Genomic DNA, 21,888 nt, shown 5'->3' on the forward strand with positions numbered 1-21,888 from the left:
CGGGCGAAACATCGTCCGTCCGCTGAGACGAGCCGCTGGGACGAGCCACCGGGACGATCCGCTGGGACGATCCGCTGGGACGAGCCACCGGGACGCGCCGCCGGGACGGGAGGGCGGACGGGCCGGGCGAAGCCGAGGACGCCGCCCGCGCCGCGCCCCGCGGGGGCATCCTGAGAACATGACGGATCAGCGGGAACTGGCGGCGGCGCTGCGTTCGGCGGTGGGCGGCGAGGTGGACTTCGGCGTCACCGCGCGGGCGCTGACCACGATGGACGCCTCCAACTACCGCCGGGTCCCGCTCGGCGTGGTCGCCCCCCGGGACGCCGACGACGTCGCGGCGGTGCTGGCGGTGTGCCGGGAGCGCGGGACGCCCGTGGTGCCGCGCGGCGGCGGCACGTCCATCGCGGGGCAGGCGACCGGCACGGGCGTGGTGCTCGACTTCACACGGCACATGAACCGCCTGCTGTCCCTCGACCCGGAGGCGGGCACCGCCGTCGTCCAGCCCGGCCTCGTCCTCGACCGGCTCCAGGAGGCCGCCGCCCCGCACGGCCTCCGCTTCGGCCCGGACCCGTCCACCCACGGCCGCTGCACCCTCGGCGGCATGATCGGCAACAACTCCTGCGGCTCCCACTCGGTCGCCTGGGGCACCACCGCCGACAACGTGCGCACCCTGTCGGTGATCACCGCGCGCGGCGAGCGGCTGCGCCCGGGACCCGGCTGGGCGGGCGCCCCGGCGGGCCTGCGCGACCTCGTCGACGGCGAACTGACGCGCCTGCGCACCGCCTTCCCCGACCTGCCCCGCCGCATCTCCGGCTACGCGGTGGACGCCCTGCTGCCCGAGAACCGCGCCGACGTCGCCCGTTCCCTCTGCGGCTCGGAGGGCACCCTCGCCGTGCTCACCGAGGCCGAGCTGACCCTCGTGCGGGCGCCCCGCGCGCGGGCGCTCGCCGTGCTGGCGTACGCGGACGAGAGCGGGGCCGCGCAGGCGGCGGCGGGACTGCTGCCGTACCGGCCGCTGACCGTGGAGGGCATGGCGGCCGATCTGGTGCCGTCCGCCGCGGACCTGCCGCGCGGGGGAGCGTGGCTCTTCGTCGAGGCCGGCGGGGACACCGGGGCGGAGGCGCGCGCGGCCGCCGAGGCGATCGTGCGGGCGGCGGACGTCGTGGACGCGCTGGTGGTCACCGACCCGGCCCGGCAGCGCACCCTGTGGCGCATCCGGGAGGACGCGAGCGGCACCGCGACCCGGATGCCCGGGGGCGGTGAGGCGTGGCCCGGCTGGGAGGACTGCGCGGTGCCGCCCGCCCGGCTCGGCGCGTACCTGCGGGACTTCCGGGCGCTGCTCGCCGAGCACGGCCTGCGCGGCATCCCGTACGGGCACTTCGGGGACGGCTGCATCCACGTGCGCATCGACTTCGACCTGCTGACCGGGCCGGGCGTCGCCCGCTTCCGGCGCTTCTCGGAGGAGCTGGCCGATCTGGTCGTCGCCCACGGCGGTTCGCTGTCGGGGGAGCACGGGGACGGGCGGGCGCGGGCCGAACTGCTGCCGCGCATGTACGGCGCGGAGACGGTCGCCCTCTTCGAGCGGGTGAAGGGGGTGTGGGACCCGGACGACCTGCTCAACCCCGGCATGCTGGTCCGCCCCGCCCCCCTCGACACGGACCTCCGCTTCTCCGTCCTGCCGCGCGGACCGGTCGACGTCGCCTTCGGCTACCCCGCCGACGCCGGCGACTTCTCGGCCGCGGTGCGGCGCTGCGTGGGCGTCGCCAAGTGCCGTACGACGTCCGCGCCGGGGGCCGCCGTGATGTGTCCGTCGTTCCGGGCGACGGGCGAGGAGGCGCACTCCACGCGCGGGCGCGCCCGGCTGCTGCACGAGATGCTCGCGGGCGAGGTGGTGACCGACGGCTGGCGCTCCACCGAGGTCCGGGACGCGCTCGACCTGTGCCTGTCCTGCAAGGGATGCCGCTCCGACTGCCCGGTCGGCGTCGACATGGCCACGTACAAGGCGGAGTTCCTGCACCACCACTACGCGGGCCGCCGCCGTCCCGCCGCCCACTACGTGATGGGGTGGCTGCCGGTGTGGCTGTCCTGGGCCGCCCGGACCCGGACTGCGGGGGCGGCGAACGTGCTGGCCTCGGCCGGCCCGCTCGCGCGCCTGGCGAAACGGCTCGGCGGGATCGCGGGCGAGCGGGAGATCCCGCGTCTGGCGGGCGAACCGTTCACCCGCTGGTGGCGGCGCAGGCGGCCGTCCGCCGCGGGTGGGGGCACGCTGGTGGTGCTGTGGCCGGACACCTTCACCGAGCACCTGTCGCCGTCGGTGGGCCGGGCGGCCGTGCGGGTGCTGGAGGCGGCGGGACTGCGGGTGGCGCTGCCCCCGACGCTGCGGCCGCGGCCGGGCGGACGGGTGGGCGACGCCCGGTCACGCTCGGCGCTGTCCCTGATCACGGCGCGGCGCGGCCGGGTCTGCTGCGGTCTGACGTACCTCTCCACCGGCCAGCTCGACCGCGCCCGCACGGTGCTGCGGCGCACGCTCGATCTGCTGGAACCGGTCCTCGCCGCGGACGCGCCCCTGGTGGTCCTGGAACCGAGCTGCGCGGCCGCCCTGCGCACGGACGCCCCGGAACTCCTCCACGACGACCCGCGCGCGGCTCGACTCGCCTCCCGGGTCCTGACGTTCGCGGAGACCCTGGAACGGCACGCCCCCGGCTGGACCCCGCCGGCCGTGAACCGCCCGGTCACCGGCCAGACCCACTGCCACCAGCACGCGGTCCTGGGCGACGGCCCCGACCGCAGACTGCGGGAGGCGGCCGGACTCAAGGGCGAGTTGAGCGGCGGCTGCTGCGGCCTGGCGGGCAACTTCGGTTTCGAGGAGGGACATGAGGGTGTCTCGCGCGCGTGCGCGGAGGAACAGCTGCTGCCGTCGGTGCGGGAGGCGCCGGAGAACGCGGTGGTCCAGGCCGACGGCTTCTCCTGCCGCACGCAGCTGGAGCAGCTGGGAGGCGTCAGGGGCCGCCACCTGGCGGAGATCCTGGCGGAGGCGCTGGACGAGGAGTGACTCCCGGCCTCAGTCGAGGCAGAACTCGTTCCCCTCGATGTCCTGCATCACGATGCACGAGTCGGTGCCGTCGGAGAGCAGCCGCTGCCGGACCGCACCGAGGGGCACGAGCCGGGCGCACTCGGCCTCCAGCGCGGCGAGCCGCTCCGCACCGGTCAGCCCGGTGCCGACGCGCACGTCGAGGTGGACCCGGTTCTTGACGGTCTTGCCCTCCGGCACCCGCTGGAAGAACAGCCGCGGTCCGGCCCCGGTGGGATCACTCGCCGAACACCAGGCGCCGTCCCCGTCGGGGAACCGCTCCCGGTTGAACTCGTCCCAGGAGCCGTACCCCTTGGGCGGCACCACGGTGTACCCCAGCACCTCGCACCAGAACCGCGCCAGCCGCTCCGGATCCGCGCAGTCGAACGTGACTTGAACCTGCCTGATCACTGCCACGGGGCGCACCCTAACAAGGGGGCCGCCGGCCGGCCGCTGATTGTTCGGCGCGTGCCCTCGACGGGGGACCGGACCGCCGCCGGCCCGTGTCAAGCCGGTGTGCGGGGCATCGGATGGTGGCTAGAGTCGTCCCGTCATACCTGGTTGTGGGGACAGCCGGAGTGCCTTGGGGGAGGGCCCGCAGCACATGAGTCGTCGTTCCACCGGCTTCGTCGGCGTCTGGGCCGAGATGCAACGGCAGCAGCAGCGTCAGCAGGAGGCCGACGCCAGGCGGCGCAGGCAGGAGGAGCAGCGGGCGCGGGCCCACCAGCGGCGCGTCGAGCGCGATCACCGCGAGTACCGGAAGGCGGAGGCCCTCCGGCGCACGGAGGAGCTGGACGCGCGGGTCGCGTCCCTGCGGGCGCTCCTCGCGTCGGGGTGCCAGGCCCCGCCCTTCCGGGCCGCCGCCCTGCTGCGGCCGGAGACCGTGCAGCCGTTCGCGCCGGGCCCGCTCGCCCAGCCGGTGCCGATGCCGGACGCCCGTGATTACCAGCCCCAGGGCGGGGGCTGGACCGCGAACCGCCGGGCCCAGGCGCAGGCGGAGGCACGGGCGCGCTTCGAGCGGGACTGGCACGCCGCGCAGGCCGCCGAGGCGCAGCGGCAGCGGCAACTCGCCGCCTACCAGCGGCAGTACCAGGAGTGGGCCGACGCCCGGCTGGCCGAGGTCCGCCGGCACAACGCCGGGGTCGCCGCGACCGTCGAGGGCGTGCGCCGCCGGGAGCCGGACGCCGTGGTCGAGTACTTCTCCGCCGCCCTGTACTCCTCGACGGCCTGGCCCGAAGGATTCCCGCGCCAGGTGGCCGCGGCCTACGACCCGGCCGCGGGGCAGCTCGTCCTGGACTGGGAACTGCCCGCCTACGACGTGGTGCCGGAGACCAAGGCCGTCCGGTACATGCCGAGCGTGGACCAGGACAAGGAGACGCCCCGCCCGGCGGGCCAGCGGCGTGCGCTGTACAAGGAGGTCCTGGCCCAGTGCATGCTGCTCGTGCTGCACGAGCTGTTCGCCGCGGACGAGCAGGGTGCGCTGGAGTCGGTGGCCCTCAACGGGTTCGTCGACGGGCACGACCCCACGACGGGCCGGCCGGGGCAGATCGTCCTCGCCACCGTCATGGCCGAGCGCGCCGCGTTCCAGGAGCTGCACCTGGTCCAGGTGGACCCGGAGAGCTGCTTCGCCGACGCGCTGCGCGGTCAGGTCTCGGCACGCCCCGACCAGCTCGCGGCCGTACGGCCGGCCCGTCGGCCGCAGGACGTCGGCAACCGGGTCGTCGCCCACGGCGACGACGAGGACCCGGACCTGTTCGCGATGGACCCGCTCGCCTTCGAGAATTTGGTCGCCGACCTCTTCCGCGCCATGGGCATGCAGGCGGTCACCACCCGGCGCTCCCACGACGGGGGCGTGGACGTCGACGCCCTGGACCCCACCCCGATCCGGGGCGGCAAGATCGTCGTCCAGGTGAAGCGCTACCGGAACACCGTGCCGCCGACCGCCGTGCGCGACCTCTACGGCACCGTGCAGGACGCCGGCGCCAACAAGGGCGTCCTCGTGACGACGTCCGGCTTCGGCCCCGGCTCGCACACCTTCGCCAACGGCAAGCCGCTGGAGCTCATCCCGGGCCCCGAGCTCGTCGACCTGCTCCACCGGCACGGTCTGCGGGGGCGGCTGGGGGACGGGAGAACGGGCACGGCCCGCCCGGCGGACCCGGACGACGACCGGCTGCCCGACGACTACAACGTCCTGGGCATGAGCTGGTCCGGCAGCGTCGCCCTGGACGTGTGCGCCCTCGTCTGCCGCGGCGGCCGGGTGCTCGGCGACGACCACTTCGTCTTCTTCAACAACCCGGGGACGCCGGACGGCGCGGTGCGCGCCCTCCCCGCCACCGCACCCGACAAGGCCGCGATCCGCGTCGCCTTCGACGCGCTGCCCGACGAGGCCGACCGCTTCGTGCTCGTGGCCGCCGTCGACCCGGAGGTGAACCCCCACGCCGACCTCGCGGGCTTCACCGACGCCCGCATCCGCCTGCTCGACCCGGGGCTGACCGAACTGGGCCGGCTCGAGGTGTCCGACGGCCGGGCGGGGGAGACGGCCCTGGTCCTCGGCTCGTTCCGCCGCCGGGCCAACGGCGACTGGGACTTCGTCCTGGGCGGCAAGGGCTACCGGGGCGGCCTGGAGGAACTGGTGCAGGACTTCGGCATCGAGGTGCGGTAGGCCACGCGGCGTGCGGCGCGGCACGGCGGCCGTGCACCCCGCCCTGCCGCTCGCCCTGCTGTTGCGCGCCTGCGACGCTCCGGAGACCGCCGCCTCGGCCCTGCGCAACCCGAGCCTCCCGCCGGAGGCCGTGCACGAGCGGCTGGACGCCCTGGGCGTACCCCGCTGAGGCCCCCGGGCGCGCCCCGCCGGGTCAGGGCGTCGTCTCGCCCCGGACGAGGGGGTAGCAGACCGGCTGGACGCCCTCGGGGAGGGCGTCCGGTTCGCACCAGCGGGCCTCGAGGATCTCGAAGGGGTCCAGGCGCAGCTCGCCGCCGAGCAGGCGGGCCTCGAAGGCCACCTCCATACGGGTGCGCAGGCCGCTGTTCAGCATGACCAGGCGGCCGGCCTCCACGTCGAGGCCGGTCTCCTCCTTGACCTCGCGCACCACGGTCGCCCGGAAGTCCTCGCCCTTGCGCGCGAAACCGCTCGGCAGGCCCCACTGGCGGCCGGGCGGCCACATCCGGTGCCGGAGCAGCAGCACCCGCCCCTCGTCGTCGCGCACCACACCCGTCACGCCGACCACGAACTTGGCGTGCAGCAGCCACATGATGCGGCTCTGCAGCGGGCGCAGGAGTCGCCAGACACGGACCAGGAGTCGTCGCACGGGGCCTCGGCTGATAGGGGGAGCGGACGGGGTGTCACCAGGGGGAACCGTACCGGGTGGGACGTCCGCACCGTGGACGGAGTTGACCCGGACGGGACACGGGCCGCATCGTCAGGCATATAAACGCTTCACGGTACTGACGTAGTCCAATACGCTGGACCCGTGAGTCCATCAAGGTGCACACTCGGTGCAGTCGTGCATCACCTCTCGCGTCTCCTACCTCCCTGGAAGGCACCGTGACCACCCCCAGCGCCGCCACCCCGTCCACCGCATCCGGGCAGAGCCGCGGTCCCGCCCCCGCGCAGGCCGGCGCCCCGGGCGGCCGCCGGGGCGCCCTGGGACCGGTCGGGCTGGTGCTGGCCGGCGGCATCTCGGTGCAGTTCGGCGGGGCGCTCGCGGTGACGCTGATGCCGCGCGCCGGCGCGCTCGGGGTGGTCACCCTGCGGCTGCTGGTCGCGGCGCTGGTGCTGATGGTGGTGTGCCGGCCGCGGCTGCGCGGGCACTCGCGGACCGACTGGGGCACGGTGATCGCCTTCGGCCTCGCGATGGCGGCGATGAACGGCCTCTTCTACCAGTCCGTCGCCCGCATCCCGCTCGGCCCCGCGGTCACCCTGGAGGTCCTGGGGCCGCTCGCCCTCTCCGTGCTGGCCTCCCGGCGCGCGGTCAACCTCGTGTGGGCCGCGCTCGCCCTCGCCGGCGTGTTCCTCCTCGGCGGCGGAGGCTTCAGCGGCCTCGACCCGCTGGGCGTCGCCTTCGCGCTGGGCGCCGGGGCGATGTGGGCGGCGTACATCGTCTTCAGCGCGCGCACCGGGCGCCGCTTCCCGCAGGCGGACGGGCTGGCCCTCGCCATGGCGGTGGCGGCGGTGCTGTTCCTGCCGCTGGGCGTCCTGGAGTCCGGCACCAAGCTGCTCGACCCGACGACGTTCGCGCTGGGCGCGGCGGTCGCGGTGCTGTCGTCCGTCCTGCCCTACACCCTCGAACTCCTCGCGCTGCGACGGCTGCCCGCGTCGACGTTCGCGATCCTGATGAGCCTGGAACCGGCCCTCGCGGCCGCCGCCGGCTTCCTCGTCCTCGACCAGGCCCTCGCCGCGACGGAGGCCGCCGCCATCGCCCTGGTCATCGCGGCGAGCATGGGCGCGGTGCGCACGCAGGTGGGGCGGGGGAGGAACGGGAAGACCGCGGGCGGCTCCTGAGGCGGGCGCGGCGTCGCCCGCCGCGCGGCCGGGTAGGGTACGGGCACGCACAGGGGGGAGCGGCATGCTGGCGGGGGCGTTGGGCGATCTCGTGCTGGGGCTGCTCGCCAGTTGTCTGAGCGGCCTGGCGGTGTGGCTGTGGCAGCGCGGCAGGCACAACCGGGACCTGCGGCTGCGGATGCGCGTGGTCGGCGCCCGTCCCGGCGACACGTGCCTGATCGTGATGAACAACAAGTACGGCGCTCCGGGCACCACGCACCACCATGACGTCCAGGCGATGATCGAGGCGGCCGTTCTCAGCCACAGCCTGGAGTGCGAGGTCGAGGTCGTCCGCAGCGACGACTTCCGGGGGAGCAACGGGAACAAGCCCGAGTTCTGCATCGGAGGCCCGCTCGGGTCGAACGCCCGGAGCGCGGGTCATGTCGCGCACACCCTGCCCGGCGTCACGTTCCACCCCTACACCCACCCGGAGCACCCGCTGGCGTTCGAGGCGGGCGGGGTGCTCCACCGCCGGGACAGCGGCAACGAGGAGTACGTCCTTCTCGCCAAGTTCACCGCTCCCGGCGGCGAGCGTCCCGTCATCCTGGTCTGCGGGCAGACCGCCCTCACCAACCACGCCGCCCTCCACTTCCTCCGCCGTTCGTACCGCCGGATAGCGGACACGGTCGCCTCCACCGACCGCTTCTGCCTGCTGCTGAAGGTGCCCTCGATCCGCACCTACGGCCACCAGGGCGTCGTCCTGGAACGTGACCTCACCGACGTCGCCTTCACGCCCGGGGCGTGAGCCCGGAGCCCACCGCCACCGCCCGTCGCTCGGGGGCGAGGACGAACAGCATCCTGATGCCGGCCGATCCACTGCCGCGTGGACGTGACTCCCGCGTGCTGCGGCAGCGGCCCCTCCCGGTCGCGTCGGCCGTCGGACGCCGCAGCGCCGGACCCGCCTCCTGGAGCCGCTCCAGGGCGGCTGTGACGCGCAGGTGGCTCTCGGGGTCCTCCTCGGCGAGCGTCTCGATCCGGTCCAGCACGTCCCTCGGCGGCGATCTGCCCGTCGAAAAAATCATGCAAGCATGCTTGCTTGTTTCTCGCCCCCCTGCGATGCTCCCCCCGTCCGCCCGCACGCCGCCGTGTCCGTGCCCCGAGGGGAGCGCCTCGTGTCCGATCCGACGCCTGTGATCGACGATCTGCGGGAGGAGAGCGAGGAGCTGGACCGGCTCGTGGCCGGTCTCGGCCCCGAGCGGTGGGCGCTGGCGACACCCGCCCCCGGCTGGACCGTCGCCCACCAGATCGCGCACCTCGCCTGGACCGACCACGCGGCGCTCGTCGCCGCCACCGACGCGGACGGGTTCCAGAAGCTGGTCGAGGCCGCCCTCGCCGCCCCGCACACCTTCGTGGACGAGGGTGCGGAGGAGGGCGCCCGGGTGTCGCCGGACGTGCTGCTGGAGCGCTGGCGGGCGGGGCGGGACGCGCTCGACAAGGCGCTGCGGGCCGTGCCGTCCGGGGCCCGGCTGCCCTGGTACGGGCCACCGATGTCCGCCGCCTCGATGGCCACCGCCCGCCTGATGGAGACCTGGGCGCACGGCCTGGACGTGGCGGACGCGCTGGGCGTGGAGCGCGCGGCCACCGGCCGGCTGCGGCACATCGCCCGCCTCGGCGTCCGCACCCGCGACTTCGCGTACGGCGTCCACGGACTCACTCCGCCCGCCGGCCCGTTCCGCGTCGAACTCACCGGACCGGACGGTGACGTCTGGGCGTACGGCCCCGAGGACGCCCCGCAACGCGTCACCGGCCCCGCCCTCGACTTCTGCCTCCTGGTGACCCAGCGCGCCCACCGTGCCGACCTCGCCCTGACCGCCGACGGCCCCGACGCCGACCGCTGGCTGGACATCGCGCAGGCCTTCGCCGGTCCGCCCGGCGGAGGGCGGGAGCCGAGGGGGGACGCCTCGTGACGGCCGCACCCCTGCGCGTCGGCAACTTCTCCGGCTTCTACGGCGACCGGGCCGAGGCCCTGCGCGAGATGCTGACGGGCGGGGAGCTGGACGTCCTCACCGGCGACTACCTCGCCGAGCTGACCATGCTCATCCTGGCCCGGGACCGCCTGAAGGACCCGTCCGCCGGGTACGCCCGCACCTTCCTGCGGCAACTGGAGGACACCCTCGGCCTCGCGCACGAGAAGGGCGTCCGGATCGTCACCAACGCGGGCGGGCTGCATCCGGCCGGACTCGCGGACGCCGTACGGGAGGTGGCAGGCAGGCTCGGCGTCCCCGTACGGGTCGCCCACGTCGAGGGCGACGACCTCACCGCCCGGCACCCCGGCAGCCTCGCCGCCCACGCCTACCTCGGCGGCTTCGGCATCACCGAGTGCCTGCGGGCCGGCGCCGACGTGGTGGTCACCGGACGGGTCACCGACGCCGCCCTGGTCACCGGGCCCGCCGCCGCGCACTTCGGCTGGAAGCCCGCCGACCACGACCGGCTGGCGGGCGCGGTCGTCGCCGGGCATGTGCTGGAGTGCGGGGCGCAGGCCACCGGCGGCAACTACGCGTTCTTCGCCGAACACGACCCCCGCGACCTGCGCCGGCCCGGTTTCCCCCTCGCCGAGATCCACCCCGACGGCTCGTGCGTCGTCACCAAGCACCCCGGCACCGGCGGCTTCGTCGACGTCGGCACGGTCACCGCGCAGCTGCTGTACGAGACGGGCGGCGCCCGGTACGCCGGGCCGGACGTCACCGCGCGGCTGGACACCGTGCGGCTCACCCGGGAGGAGCCCGACCGGGTGCGGATCGAGGGGGTGCGCGGGGAAGCCCCGCCGCCCACGCTCAAGGTCGGGCTGAACCGGCTCGGCGGGTTCCGCAACGAGGTCGTGTTCGTGCTCACCGGGCTCGACATCGACGCGAAGGCCGCACTCGTGCGGGAGCAGATGAAGGACGCCCTCGCCGCGTCACCGCCCGCCGAGGTCCGCTGGGAACTCGCGCGCACCGACCGGGCCGACGCCGGCACGGAGGAGACCGCGAGCGCGCTGCTGCGGCTCGTCGTGCGGGACCCGGACCAGCAGAAGGCCGGACGGGTGCTCAGCGGGGCCGCCATCGAGCTGGCGCTGGCCAGCTACCCCGGGTTCCATGTGGTGGCACCACCGGGGAAGGGATCCCCCTATGGGGTCTTCGAGGATGTGTACGTCCCCCATGGCGAGGTCGACCATGTGGCCGTCCTCCACGACGGGCGCAGGATCACCGTGGACCCGCCCCAGGACACCGCCGTACTCGGCGACGTACCACCCCCCGCTCTTCCCGAGCCGCTGCCGCCGGGGCCGACCCTCCGCGCGCCCCTCGGCCGGGTCGTCGGCGCCCGCAGCGGCGACAAGGGCGGCAACGCCAACGTCGGCGTGTGGGCGCGGACCGACGACGCCTGGCGGTGGCTCGCGCACGAGCTGACCGTCGCACGGTTCCGGGAGCTGATCCCGGAGGCCCGCGACCTGCCCGTCACCCGGCACGCGCTGCCGAACCTGCGCGCCCTCGACTTCGTCGTCGAGGGCATCCTCGGCCAGGGCGTCGCCGCGCAGGCCCGTTTCGATCCGCAGGCCAAGGCGCTGGGGGAGTGGCTGCGCTCCCGCCACGCCGACATCCCGGAGGTGCTCCTGTGACGGTCCTCGCGTCCGCCCTGAACCCGTCCGCCCCTGACCACCGGGAACACCGCGAGGCCATGCTCGCCAAGCTGGCCGAGCTCGACGCCGAGCACGCCAAGGCCCTCGCGGGCGGCGGCGAGAAGTACGTCGAGCGGCACCGGAAGCGCGGCAAGCTGCTCGCCCGCGAACGCATCGAGCTGCTGCTCGACCCCGACACCCCGTTCCTGGAGCTGTCCCCGCTGGCCGCCTGGGGCAGCGACCACGCCGTCGGTGCCTCCCTGGTCACCGGCATCGGGATCGTCGAGGGCGTGGAGTGCCTGATCACCGCCAACGACCCGACGGTGCGCGGCGGGGCCAGCAACCCCTGGTCGCTGAAGAAGGCGCTGCGCGCCCACGAGATCGCCTTCGCCAACCGGCTGCCCGTGATCAGCCTGGTGGAGTCCGGCGGCGCCGACCTTCCCTCGCAGAAGGAGATCTTCATCCCCGGCGGCGCGATCTTCCGGGACCTGACCCGGCTGTCCGCCGCCGGCATCCCCACCGTCGCCGTCGTCTTCGGCAACTCCACCGCCGGGGGCGCGTACGTGCCCGGCATGTCCGACCACACGATCATGGTCAAGGAGCGGGCGAAGGTGTTCCTCGGCGGCCCGCCGCTGGTGAGGATGGCGACCGGCGAGGAGAGCGACGACGAGTCCCTGGGCGGCGCGGACATGCACGCCCGCGTCTCCGGTCTCGCCGACCACTTCGCCGTGGACGAGCCGGACGCGCTGCGCCAGGCCCGCCGGGTCGTCGCCCGCCTCAACCACCGCAAGGCGTACCCCGATCCGTGTCCCGCGGAGCCGCCCGTGTACGACCCGGAGGAGCTGCTGGGCATCGTCCCCGGCGACCTGAAGATCCCCTTCGACCCGCGCGAGGTGATCGCGAGGATCGTCGACGCCTCCGACTTCGACGAGTTCAAGCCCCTGTACGGCGCCAGCCTGGTCACCGGCTGGGCGTCCCTGCACGGCTATCCGGTCGGCATCCTCGCCAACGCGCGGGGGGTCCTCTTCAGCGAGGAGTCGCAGAAGGCGGCCCAGTTCATCCAGCTGGCGAACCAGCGCGACATCCCGCTGCTGTTCCTGCACAACACCACCGGCTACATGGTCGGCAAGGAGTACGAGCAGGGCGGCATCATCAAGCACGGCGCGATGATGATCAACGCGGTCTCCAACTCCCGCGTCCCGCACCTGTCCGTCCTCATGGGCGCCTCCTACGGCGCCGGCCACTACGGCATGTGCGGGCGGGCGTACGACCCGCGCTTCCTGTTCGCCTGGCCCAGCGCCAAGTCCGCCGTCATGGGCCCGCAGCAGCTCGCCGGCGTGCTGTCGATCGTCGCCCGCCAGTCGGCCGCCGCGAAGGGCCGGCCGTACGACGACGAGGCGGACGCGGCGCTGCGCGCCATGGTGGAGCAGCAGATCGAGTCCGAGTCCCTGCCGATGTTCCTGTCCGGGCGGCTGTACGACGACGGCGTCATCGACCCGCGCGACACCCGCACCGTCCTCGGCCTGTGCCTGTCCGCCGTCCACACCGCGCCCTACGAGGGCGCGCGCGGCGGCTTCGGCGTCTTCCGGATGTGAGGCCCCAGTGATTGCTTCCGTGCTCGTCGCGAACCGCGGCGAGATCGCCTGCCGCATCGCCCGCACCTGCCGCGACCTCGGCATCGCGACTGTCGCCGTGCACTCCGACGCCGACGGGAACGCCCTGCACACGCGCGTCGCCGACACCGCCGTACGGCTCCCGGGCTCGGCGCCCGCCGACACGTACCTGCGCGGCGACCTGATCGTGAAGGCCGCCCTCGCGGCCGGCGCGGACGCCGTGCACCCCGGCTACGGATTCCTCTCCGAGAACGCCGGCTTCGCGCGCGCCGTCCAGGACGCCGGACTGGTGTGGATCGGCCCGCCGCCGGAGGCGATCGAGGCGATGGCGTCCAAGACGCGCGCCAAGCGGCTCATGGGCGTCGCGCCGCTCACCGACGTCACCGAGGCCGACCTGCCGGTGCTGGTGAAGGCCGCGGCGGGCGGCGGCGGACGCGGCATGCGCGTGGTGCGCGACCTCGCCGACCTGGACGCCGAACTCGCCGCCGCCCGCGCGGAGGCCGCGAGCGCCTTCGGCGACGGGGAGGTGTTCGTCGAGCCGTACCTGGAGAACGGCCGCCACGTCGAGGTGCAGGTCCTCGCCGACACCCACGGCACGGTGTGGGCGCTCGGCACCCGCGACTGCTCCCTCCAGCGCCGGCACCAGAAGGTGATCGAGGAGGCCCCGGCGCCCGGCCTCTCCGGCCGGCTCACGGAGGAACTCCACACCCTCGCCGTCCGTGCCGCCCGCGCGGTCGGCTACGCCGGCGCCGGCACCGTGGAGTTCCTGGTCGCCGGCGACCGGGCGCACTTCCTGGAGATGAACACCCGGCTCCAGGTCGAACACCCGGTGACGGAGGAGGTGTTCGGCGTCGACCTGGTCGCCGAGCAGATCCGGGTCGCCGAGGGCCACGCCCTGGACCTCGAGCCGCCGCCCGCACGCGGCCACGCCGTCGAGGCCCGCCTCTACGCCGAGGACCCCGCCCACGACTGGGCCCCGCAGACCGGCCGCCTGCACCGCCTGGCCGTCCCCGGCGCCGTCCGCCTCGACACGGGCTACGCCGACGGCGACGACATCGGCGTCCACTACGACCCGATGCTCGCCAAGGCCGTCGCCCACGCCCCCACCCGCGCCGAGGCGGTCCGCAAGCTCGCCGCGGCCCTGGAACGCGCGGTGATCCACGGCCCCGTCACCAACCGCGACCTCCTCGTCCGCTCCCTGCGCCACGAGGAGTTCGCACAGGGCCGCATGGACACCGGCTTCTACGACCGCCACCTGGCCGCCCTCACCACGTCCGCCCCCGACCCGTACGCCCCGCTCGCCGCCGCCCTCGCCGACGCGCACGGCCGTTCCCGCTTCGGCGGCTGGCGCAACGTGCCCTCGCAGCCGCAGGTCAAGCGGTACGCGAGGAACGGCGAGGAGCACGAGGTGCGCTACCGCCACACCCGCACCGGCCTCGCGGCCGACGGCGTGACGGTCGTGCACGCGGACGCGTCCCTGGTGATCCTGGAGGCCGACGGCGTACGGCGCCGCTACGAGGTCGGCCGCCACGGCGACCGCGTGTACGTCGGAGCCACGGCGCTGACCGCCCTGCCCCGCTTCCCCGACCCGGAGGCCGACCACGCCCCCGGCTCCCTCCTCGCCCCGATGCCCGGCACGGTGGTCCGCATCGCCGAGGGCGTCACGGAGGGCGCGAGCGTGGAGGCCGGCCGGCCCCTGCTCTGGCTGGAGGCGATGAAGATGCAGCACGAGATCACGGCGCCCGCGACAGGAACGCTCACCACCCTCCACGCGACCCCAGGCCAGCAGGTGGAGCTCGGCGCCCTCCTGGCGGTGGTGGAGGAAACCCCCTGAGGGGCGCGGGGAACTGCGCGACCAGCCACGACGAACCCGCACCCGCCCACGACTCCCAGCCCCTCCTCCCAAGGAGCCCGCATGCCGGTGATCGAGTCAGAAGAACACAAGGCCCTCCGCGCGGCGGTGTCCGCTCTGGGCCACAAATACGGCCGCGCATACTTCACCCGCACCGTAGAGGAAGGCAGGCCCGCCACCGAACTCTGGGCGGAGGCCGCCGAACTCGGCTTCCTCGGCGTCAACCTCCCGGAGGAGCACGGCGGCGGAGGCGGCGGCATCTCCGAACTCTCCATCGTCCTGGAGGAACTCGGCGCCGCGGGCTGCCCGTTGTTGCTGATGGTGGTCTCCCCGGCCATCTGCGGCACGGTGATCGCCCGCTTCGGCTCCGAGGAGCAGAAGCGGGACTGGCTGCCCGCCCTCGCCGACGGCACCCGCATCATGGCCTTCGGCATCACCGAGCCCGACGCCGGCTCCAACTCCCACCGCATCACCACCACCGCCCGGCGTGACCCCGCCACCGGCGACTGGCTGCTCACCGGCCGCAAGGTATTCGTCTCCGGTGTGGACATCGCCGACGCCACGCTCGTCGTCGGCCGCACCGAGGACGCCCGCACCGGGCGCCTCAAGCCCTGCCTGTTCATCGTGGAGCGCGACACCCCGGGTTTCCGGCGCCACAAGATCGACATGGAACTCAGCGCCGCGGAGAAGCAGTTCGAGCTGGTCCTCGACGACGTACGGCTGCCCGCCGACGCGCTCGTGGGCGGAGGCGGGGGAGAGGACGCCGGTCTGCTCCAGCTGTTCGCCGGGCTGAACCCCGAGCGCATCATGACGGCCGCGTTCGCGATCGGCATGGGCCGCTTCGCCCTGTCCCGCGCCGTCGAGTACGCCCGCGACCGCACCGTCTGGAAGGCGCCCATCGGCTCCCACCAGGCCGTCGCGCACCCCCTCGCGCAGGCGCACATCGACCTCGAACTGGCCCGGCTGATGATGCAGAAGGCCGCCCACCTCTACGACGCCGGTGACGACATCGGCGCGGGGGAGGCCGCCAACATGGCCAAGTACGCGGCGGCCGAGGCCTGTGTGAAGGCCGTCGACCAGGCCGTGCACACCCTCGGCGGCAACGGCCTCACCCGTGAGTTCGGGCTCGCCTCGCTGATCACGGCCGCGCGCGTGTCCCGTATCGCGCCGGTCAGCCGGGAGATGATTCTCAACTACGTCTCCCACCAGACCCTCGGCCTGCCCAAGTCGTACTAGACACGCGACCGGCACGCCTCCCGGCCGTCTTGGAGGAACCATGTTCCGCAGCGACTACGCAGACGTCACGCCGGTCGAACTCCCCATCCACGAGGCGGTGCTCGCACGCGCCGCCGAGTTCGGGAGCGTCCCGGCCCTGATCGACGGCACCGACGGCACCACCCTCACCTACGAACAGCTGGACCGCTTCCACCGGCGGGTCGCCGCCGGACTCGCCGAGGCGGGCGTGCGCAAGGGGGACGTGCTCGCCCTGCACAGCCCCAACACGATCGCCTTCCCCACCGCCTTCTACGCGGCCACCCGCGCGGGCGCCTCCGTCACCACCGTGCACCCCCTGGCCACCCCCGAGGAGTTCGCCAAGCAGCTCGAAGACTGCGCGGCCCGCTGGATCGTCACCGTGTCCCCCCTGCTGGACAGCGCGCGCAGGGCCGCCGAACTCGCGGGCGGCGTCGAGGAGATCTTCGTCTGCGACAGCGCGCCCGGACACCGCTCCCTGATCGACATGCTCGCCTGCACGGCCCCCGAGCCGGCCGTCGACATCGACCCGGCCGAGGACGTCGCCGCGCTGCCGTACTCCTCCGGCACCACCGGCGTCCCCAAGGGCGTGATGCTCACCCACCGGCAGATCGCCACCAACCTCGCCCAGCTCCAGCCGTCCATCACGGCGGGTCCCGGCGACCGCATCCTCGCCGTGCTGCCGTTCTTCCACATCTACGGCCTCACCGCGCTGATGAACGCCCCGCTGCGGCAGGGCGCCACCGTCGTCGTGCTGCCGCGCTTCGAGCTGGAGACGTTCCTCGCCGCCGTCCAGAACCACCGCATCACCGCCCTGTACGTCGCCCCGCCGATCGTGCTGGCCCTCGCCAAGCACCCGCTCGTCGCCGCGTACGACCTCTCCTCCCTGAAGCACGTCATCAGCGCCGCCGCGCCCCTGGACGCGCACCTCGCCGCCGCCTGCGCGCAGCGGCTCGGCCTGCCGCCGGTCGGGCAGGCGTACGGCATGACGGAGCTGTCGCCCGGCACCCACGTCGTCCCGCTGGACCTCATGGCGGAGGCCCCGCCCGGCACCGTCGGCAAGCTCATCGCCGGCACCGAGATGCGGATCGTCTCCCTCGACGATCCCGGCAAGGACCTCGGGCCGGGCGAGCCCGGGGAGATCCTCATCCGCGGCCCGCAGGTGATGAAGGGCTACCTCGGGCGCCCCGACGCCACCGCCGCGATGATCGACGGTGGGGGCACCTCCCGCTCGAGCGGAGCCGAGAGTGGGGGAGGCTGGCTGCACACCGGGGACGTCGGCCACGTCGATGAGGGAGGCTGGCTGTTCGTCGTCGACCGGGTGAAGGAGCTGATCAAGTACAAGGGCTTCCAGGTCGCGCCCGCCGAGCTGGAGGCGCTGCTGCTCACCCACCCCGGCGTCGCCGACGCGGCCGTCATCGGCGTCTACGACGAGGACGGCAGCGAGGTCCCGCACGCCTTCGTCGTCCGCCACCCCTCCGCCCCGGACCTCACCGAGGGCGAGGTCATGACGTACGTCGCCGAACGCGTCGCCCCGTACAAGCGGGTCCGGCACGTCACCTTCACCGACGGCGTGCCCCGCGCCGCCTCCGGAAAGATCCTGCGCCGCGAACTGAGGGCGGCGCACGAGGAGCCCTCGTGACCCTGATCGGCCGCCGTCGCACCCGGGGCGTCGAGACCCTGTCCCTCGACGCCCCGGAGCGCCGCAACGCCCTGTCCGCCGCCCTCGTCGGCGACCTCGCCGCCGCGCTCACCGACGCCGGGAAGGACACCGGCGTCCGCGCGGTGGTCCTCACCCACACCGGCACCACGTTCAGCGCGGGTGCCGACCTGAAGGACCCGCCCGCGCCCTCCGCGCTGGCCGGGCTGCTCCGGCAGATCGTCGAACTGCCCAAACCCGTCGTCGCCCGCGTCACCGGGCACGTCCGCGCGGGCGGCCTGGGGCTGCTCGCCGCCTGCGACATCGCCGTCGCCTCCCGCGCGTCGACGTTCGCCTTCACCGAGGTGCGCATCGGGGTCGCCCCGGCGGTGATCTCCCTGCCGCTGCTGCCCCGCACCGACCCGCGGGCCCTGGCCCGCTACTACCTCACGGGGGAACGCTTCGACGCGGACGAGGCCGCCCGCATCGGCCTGCTCACCGCGGCCGGCGACGACGCCGACGAGACCCTCGCCCCGGTCCTCGACGGGCTGCGCCGGTCCGCCCCCGAGGCCCTCGCCGAGACGAAACGGCTGCTCACGGCTAGGGTGCTGGAGACCTTCGACCGGGACGCGGACACCCTGACCGCGCTCTCGGCCCGCCTCTTCGCCTCCGCGCCCGCACGCGAGGGCATGACGGCGTTCCTCGAACGACGGGATCCGGAATGGGTGGTGTGAGCACGGCCGACCGTGCCGGACGGTTCCCCAAGCAGGACCGCAGCCGGGCCACCCGGCAGCGGCTGCTGGAGGCCGCCGTGGCCTGCCTCGCCGAACACGGCTGGGCGGGCTCCACGGTCTCCGTCGTCGCCGAACGCGCGGGCGTCTCCCGGGGCGCCGCCCAGCACCACTTCCCGACCCGGGAGGACCTGTTCACGGCCGCCGTGGAGTACGTCGCCGAGGAACGCTCCACGGCCCTGCGCGCCCTCTTCCCCGACGGCGCCGCCGCCCACGACCGCCGGGCGGTGGTCGCCGCCCTCGTCGGCCTCTACACCGGCCCCCTGTTCCGCGCCGCCCTGCACCTGTGGGTGGCCGCGTCCAACGAGGAGCAGCTGCGGCCGCGGGTGACCGAGCTGGAGCTGCGCGTCGGGCGCGACGCGCACCGCATCGCCGTGGAGCTCCTCGGCGCCGACGAGTCCCGCCCCGGCGTCCGGGAGACCGTCCAGGGCTTCCTCGACATGGCCCGCGGCCTGGGCCTCGCCACCCTCCTCACCGACGACGCCGCCCGCCGCGACCGGGTGGTCGCCCAGTGGGCGGACCTGCTGGACGACGCCCTGGGCTGAGGGTCCCGTCAGCGGCGTCACCTGCGGTGTGCGCGTGGGTGACTCCTTTCAGACGCTCGTCGACCTCGACGCCGGCGGAGCGGACGCCGCCCGGCTCGCCGGGCGGGTGGTGGACCGGCTGGTGGCCGAGGGCGTGGTCCTCGCGGAACGCACGGACCGCGTGCTCGGACAGCCCTTGGGGCATCCGCCGGGGCCGCACTGGGATCGCGCGGTGGCCGGCGACCGGGACTTCGAGCCCTCGGACGGACGCGCCGTCCACACCGTCCGTACGGGCTTCACCAGCGGTGCGGACATGCCCGGCGCCGCGATCTGTCCGCGTTGCGGCGCCCCGACGCCTCCCGAGGAGGGGACGTGGTCCCGCTTCTCCGCCGCCCTGCGGACGTGGTACGACACCGGCGCCGCGACCGTCGACCGCCCCGCATGCGCGGTCGCCGTCGCCGTCCCGGACCGGGGCTGGGACGAGGCCCCGCTCGCCTTCGGCTGCCTGGGCTTCGAGTTCTGGAACTGGCCCCCGCTCACCGACGCCTTCCGCGCCCGGGTGGCCGGGCTGCTCGACGGCCACCGCACGGTGTACCTCTGGGGCACGCTCTGAGGGCGCGCGATCACGTCCGCTCACGGGCTTCGCGTACCGAGCGGAGGGCGTGGACGACGTCCTCCACCGTGACGTCGCCGCGCGCGGCGAGCGCGCGGGCCTCGGACGCCGCCTCGCTCAGCGAGAGCTCCTTGCTCCCGTCGGGTCCGCCGGTCCTCCGCCCGCTCACGGCGCGAGCCGCTCCACCCGCCAGCCCCCGCCGGGCACGGCGACGTACCGCAGGCGGTCGTGGAGGCGGTTCTCGCGGCCCTGCCAGAACTCCACCGTCTCCGGGGTCACCCGGAACCCGCCCCAGTGCGGCGGCACCGGCACCCGCTCGGGCTCCGGGTAGCGCGCCGCCAGCTCGGCGTAGGCCGCGTCGAGCTCCTCGCGGGAGGCGATCACCGTCGACTGCCCGCTGGCCCACGCGCCCAGCTGGGAGCCGTGCGGCCGGGTGCGGAAGTACGCGGCCGTCTCGGCGCGGCCGGTGCGCCGCGCCGTGCCGGTGACGATGACCTGCCGGGCGACCGGGTGCCAGGGGAACAGCAGCGAGACGTGCGGGTTCCCGGCCAGGTCGCGGCCCTTGCGGGAGTCGTAGTTGGTGTAGAAGACGAACCCGCTCGTGTCGAAGTGCTTCAGCAGCACCGTGCGCGAGCTGGGCCGGCCCGCCGCGTCCGCGGTCGACACGATCATGGCGTTCGGCTCGAACAGCCCGCCCTCCCGCGCGGCCTGCGCGAACCAGCGCGCGAACTGCTCGACGGGGGTGGCGGCGAGGTCGGTCTCGGAGAGCCCCTCGGTCCGGTACTGCTTGCGCATCGAGGCGAGATCGAGGGGGACGGCGTCTCGGTCGGTCACGCCGTCATCCTGCCGTATCCCCCCGGGTCCCGAGGGGCCGGTGTCCCACGTCACACACGGGCGGTGCCCAAGCTCACGGATGGCACTCAGTGCCGCGAACCCTCCCCAAAACTGGCACTCAGGGATATCGTGCTGGCACTGATCCGGTTGGGTGACCGCCAGCCGGGCATCACAGGGGTGACGTCCACGACCGCGAGTCCACCCGAGCCGACCGCGGATCCCCCGGACCCACGCCGACCGCGCCACGACACATGGTCGTCCCACCCCACAACACCATCTGTCACCCACCGCAGAGGAGCCGCTGATGTCCGACTTCGTACCCGGGCTCGAAGGAGTCGTCGCGTTCGAGACGGAGATCGCCGAACCGGACAAGGAGGGCGGCGCCCTGCGCTACCGGGGCGTCGACATCGAGGATCTGGTCGGGCACGTCTCCTTCGGCAACGTGTGGGGGCTGCTCGTCGACGGGGCGTTCGCCCCCGGACTGCCGCCCGCCGAGCCGTTCCCCATCCCCGTGCACTCCGGCGACATACGCGTCGACGTGCAGTCCGCGCTCGCCATGCTCGCCCCCGTGTGGGGCCTGAAACCGCTCCTCGACATCGATGCCGAGCAGGCCCGCGAGGACCTCGCCCGCGCCGCCGTCATGGCCCTGTCGTACGTCGCCCAGTCGGCGCGCGGCCAGGGGCTGCCGATGGTGCCGCAGAGCGAGATCGACAAGGCCGAGTCGGTCGTCGAGCGCTTCATGATCCGCTGGCGCGGCGAGCCCGACCCCAAGCACGTCGCCGCCGTCGACGCGTACTGGACGTCGGCCGCCGAGCACGGCATGAACGCCTCCACGTTCACCGCCCGCGTCATCGCCTCCACCGGCGCGGACGTCGCCGCCGCCCTCTCCGGGGCCGTCGGCGCCATGTCCGGCCCGCTGCACGGCGGCGCGCCCTCGCGCGTGCTGCACATGATCGAGGAGATCGAGCGCACCGGGGACGCCGAGGCGTATGTCAAGCGGACCCTCGACAAGGGCGAGCGCCTGATGGGGTTCGGCCACCGCGTCTACCGCGCGGAGGACCCGCGCGCCCGCGTGCTGCGCCGCACCGCCCGCGAGCTGGGCGCGCCGCGCTACGAGGTCGCCGAGGCGCTGGAGAAGGCCGCCCTGGCCGAGCTGCACGCCCGCCGCCCGGACCGGGTGCTGGCCACGAACGTGGAGTTCTGGGCCGCGATCGTGCTGGACTTCGCCGAGGTGCCGGCCCACATGTTCACGTCGATGTTCACCTGCGCCCGCACCGCGGGCTGGTCGGCGCACATCCTGGAGCAGAAGCGCACGGGCCGTCTGGTCCGCCCGTCGGCCCGCTACGTGGGCCCGGGCTCGCGCGACCCGCGCGAGATCGAGGGCTACACGTCCCTCGCCCGCTGACCGGTCCGGGAACGCAGGCGACCCGCGAGTCTGGTTCCCCCTCGGGGGAGCCGGCCGGACGTTACCGGCGACTCGCGGGTCGGGTGACTGCGTTGGATTAGGCCGGCTGCGTGCATCTCGTGCACGCCGGTCCGGCGCCGAACCGAGTACGACGACGGGCC

The 21,888-nt window shown here is 74.4% G+C and carries 20 protein-coding genes; 15 read left to right on the forward strand and 5 right to left on the reverse strand.

Annotated elements, in window-relative coordinates; translation table 11 throughout:
* Positions 1 to 178: 178 nt before the first annotated feature.
* Complete coding sequence (locus C1708_RS18445; protein WP_106413711.1) at positions 179 to 3,052, forward strand: FAD-binding and (Fe-S)-binding domain-containing protein; 2,874 nt, start codon at positions 179 to 181, stop codon at positions 3,050 to 3,052.
* Between the two features lie 9 nt (positions 3,053 to 3,061).
* On the opposite strand, the gene C1708_RS18450 is transcribed toward C1708_RS18445, so the two are convergent.
* Positions 3,062 to 3,487 carry a VOC family protein gene (locus C1708_RS18450; protein ID WP_106413712.1) on the reverse strand — a complete coding sequence of 142 codons (426 nt, stop codon included), beginning with the start codon at positions 3,485 to 3,487 and terminating at the stop codon, positions 3,062 to 3,064.
* A 187-nt stretch (positions 3,488 to 3,674) separates the two neighbouring features.
* On the opposite strand from C1708_RS18450, the gene C1708_RS18455 reads away from it, so the two are divergent.
* Both C1708_RS18455 and C1708_RS34010 read left to right on the forward strand, forming a co-directional pair.
* A complete protein-coding gene (locus C1708_RS18455; protein ID WP_198602529.1) occupies positions 3,675 to 5,732 on the forward strand; it encodes a restriction endonuclease in 2,058 nt (685 codons plus the stop codon).
* Positions 5,733 to 5,742: 10 nt separating this feature from the next.
* Positions 5,743 to 5,901 (forward strand): hypothetical protein, encoded by a 159-nt coding sequence (locus C1708_RS34010; protein ID WP_157951278.1) that lies wholly within the window; start codon positions 5,743 to 5,745, stop codon positions 5,899 to 5,901.
* A 24-nt stretch (positions 5,902 to 5,925) separates the two neighbouring features.
* Here C1708_RS34010 and C1708_RS18460 read toward each other — a convergent pair whose 3' ends face one another.
* Entirely contained in the window at positions 5,926 to 6,378 is a 453-nt protein-coding gene (locus C1708_RS18460) for an NUDIX hydrolase (RefSeq protein WP_106413713.1), read from the reverse strand.
* Positions 6,379 to 6,614: 236 nt separating this feature from the next.
* On the opposite strand from C1708_RS18460, the gene C1708_RS18465 reads away from it, so the two are divergent.
* Both C1708_RS18465 and C1708_RS18470 read left to right on the forward strand, forming a co-directional pair.
* Positions 6,615 to 7,571 (forward strand): EamA family transporter, encoded by a 957-nt coding sequence (locus C1708_RS18465; RefSeq protein ID WP_106413714.1) that lies wholly within the window; start codon positions 6,615 to 6,617, stop codon positions 7,569 to 7,571.
* 64 nt (positions 7,572 to 7,635) lie between these two features.
* A complete protein-coding gene (locus tag C1708_RS18470; protein WP_198602530.1) occupies positions 7,636 to 8,355 on the forward strand; it encodes a hypothetical protein in 720 nt (239 codons plus the stop codon).
* On the opposite strand, the gene C1708_RS18475 is transcribed toward C1708_RS18470, so the two are convergent.
* Entirely contained in the window at positions 8,339 to 8,632 is a 294-nt protein-coding gene (locus tag C1708_RS18475; protein WP_133169072.1) for a type II toxin-antitoxin system RelE/ParE family toxin, read from the reverse strand. The genes C1708_RS18470 and C1708_RS18475 overlap by 17 nt on opposite strands.
* Positions 8,633 to 8,722: 90 nt before the next feature.
* On the opposite strand from C1708_RS18475, the gene C1708_RS18480 reads away from it, so the two are divergent.
* The 9 genes from C1708_RS18480 to C1708_RS33760 all read left to right on the forward strand — a co-directional run bounded on the left by C1708_RS18480 (position 8,723) and on the right by C1708_RS33760 (position 19,488).
* Positions 8,723 to 9,517, forward strand: a complete 795-nt coding sequence (locus tag C1708_RS18480) for a TIGR03084 family metal-binding protein (protein WP_198602531.1) — start codon at positions 8,723 to 8,725, stop codon at positions 9,515 to 9,517.
* Positions 9,514 to 11,205 (forward strand): acyclic terpene utilization AtuA family protein, encoded by a 1,692-nt coding sequence (locus C1708_RS18485; RefSeq protein WP_106413716.1) that lies wholly within the window; start codon positions 9,514 to 9,516, stop codon positions 11,203 to 11,205. The genes C1708_RS18480 and C1708_RS18485 overlap by 4 nt, the downstream gene beginning before the upstream one ends.
* A complete protein-coding gene (locus C1708_RS18490; protein WP_106413717.1) occupies positions 11,202 to 12,800 on the forward strand; it encodes an acyl-CoA carboxylase subunit beta in 1,599 nt (532 codons plus the stop codon). Before C1708_RS18485 ends, C1708_RS18490 begins: the two co-directional genes overlap by 4 nt.
* A 7-nt stretch (positions 12,801 to 12,807) precedes the next feature.
* A complete protein-coding gene (locus tag C1708_RS18495) occupies positions 12,808 to 14,652 on the forward strand; it encodes an acetyl/propionyl/methylcrotonyl-CoA carboxylase subunit alpha (RefSeq protein WP_106413718.1) in 1,845 nt (614 codons plus the stop codon).
* A gap of 81 nt (positions 14,653 to 14,733) precedes the next feature.
* The gene (locus C1708_RS18500) at positions 14,734 to 15,906 is read left to right on the forward strand and encodes an acyl-CoA dehydrogenase family protein (RefSeq protein WP_106413719.1); all 1,173 of its coding nucleotides are present in this window, start codon (positions 14,734 to 14,736) and stop codon (positions 15,904 to 15,906) included.
* A 40-nt stretch (positions 15,907 to 15,946) separates the two neighbouring features.
* Entirely contained in the window at positions 15,947 to 17,563 is a 1,617-nt protein-coding gene (locus C1708_RS18505; protein ID WP_106413720.1) for a 4-coumarate--CoA ligase family protein, read from the forward strand.
* Positions 17,560 to 18,294 (forward strand): enoyl-CoA hydratase family protein, encoded by a 735-nt coding sequence (locus C1708_RS18510; RefSeq protein WP_106413721.1) that lies wholly within the window; start codon positions 17,560 to 17,562, stop codon positions 18,292 to 18,294. The genes C1708_RS18505 and C1708_RS18510 overlap by 4 nt, the downstream gene beginning before the upstream one ends.
* Entirely contained in the window at positions 18,282 to 18,896 is a 615-nt protein-coding gene (locus C1708_RS18515) for a TetR/AcrR family transcriptional regulator (protein WP_106413722.1), read from the forward strand. Before C1708_RS18510 ends, C1708_RS18515 begins: the two co-directional genes overlap by 13 nt.
* A gap of 34 nt (positions 18,897 to 18,930) precedes the next feature.
* The gene (locus C1708_RS33760; protein WP_133169073.1) at positions 18,931 to 19,488 is read left to right on the forward strand and encodes a hypothetical protein; all 558 of its coding nucleotides are present in this window, start codon (positions 18,931 to 18,933) and stop codon (positions 19,486 to 19,488) included.
* Positions 19,489 to 19,498: 10 nt separating this feature from the next.
* On the opposite strand, the gene C1708_RS34015 is transcribed toward C1708_RS33760, so the two are convergent.
* Positions 19,499 to 19,657 (reverse strand): hypothetical protein, encoded by a 159-nt coding sequence (locus C1708_RS34015; RefSeq protein ID WP_157951279.1) that lies wholly within the window; start codon positions 19,655 to 19,657, stop codon positions 19,499 to 19,501.
* Positions 19,654 to 20,322, reverse strand: coding sequence for a pyridoxamine 5'-phosphate oxidase (gene pdxH / locus C1708_RS18520; protein WP_106413723.1), 669 nt, complete (start codon positions 20,320 to 20,322; stop codon positions 19,654 to 19,656). Before pdxH ends, C1708_RS34015 begins: the two co-directional genes overlap by 4 nt.
* A 304-nt stretch (positions 20,323 to 20,626) precedes the next feature.
* On the opposite strand from pdxH, the gene C1708_RS18525 reads away from it, so the two are divergent.
* A complete protein-coding gene (locus tag C1708_RS18525; protein WP_106413724.1) occupies positions 20,627 to 21,727 on the forward strand; it encodes a citrate synthase 2 in 1,101 nt (366 codons plus the stop codon).
* The last annotated feature ends 161 nt before the right edge of the window (positions 21,728 to 21,888 follow it).

It is taken from the genome of Streptomyces sp. DH-12 (assembly GCF_002899455.1).
Lineage (GTDB): Bacteria > Actinomycetota > Actinomycetes > Streptomycetales > Streptomycetaceae > Streptomyces.